Source organism: Blautia sp. CAG:237 (assembly GCF_000436615.1).
GTDB classification, from domain to species: Bacteria; Bacillota; Clostridia; order Lachnospirales; family Lachnospiraceae; genus Blautia_A; species Blautia_A intestinihominis.
The window spans coordinates 15,058-15,642 of sequence record NZ_FR886758.1; the positions used below are offsets into that span (position 1 = coordinate 15,058).

Genomic DNA, 585 nt, shown 5'->3' on the forward strand with positions numbered 1-585 from the left:
CTTCCGATCGGCGTCATCCCTACCATTGCAGCTTCCGGAAGTGAGATGAGCAATTCCTCTGTCATCACCAATGAGGATGGCTGGCTGAAACGAGGTGCTGCCAAATGCGATCTCTGCCGTCCGAAATTTGCCCTGATGAACCCGAAGCTTACCTACAGCCTTCCGCAGTATCAGACGGAGAGCGGCTGTGTGGATATCCTCATGCACACCATGGAGCGTTATTTCGTCAATATCGAGACTATGGAGATCACAGACAGCATCAGTGAATCTCTGATGCAGACTGTCATCTACAACGCACGTATTCTTATGAGGGAACCTGACAACTACACGGCCCGCGCAGAGATCATGTGGGCAGGAAGCCTCTCTCACAATGGTCTGACCGGATGTGGAACCGGCGGTGGCGACTGGGCATGTCACCAGCTTGAGCACGAGCTTGGCGGACTCTATGATGTCACTCACGGTGCCGGTCTTGCAGCGATCTGGGGAAGCTGGGCAAGATATGTATACGATGTAAATCCGGAGCGTTTCGCACAGTTTGCGACCAACGTATTCGATATCCCGTGCGGTCTTGATTTCGAAAAGACC

1 protein-coding gene is annotated in these 585 nt (G+C 53.0%); it reads left to right on the top strand.

What is annotated here, in order from left to right:
- A partial coding sequence (locus tag QZL69_RS10895) for an iron-containing alcohol dehydrogenase (protein ID WP_291519429.1) occupies positions 1–585 on the top strand: 585 nt, incomplete at both ends.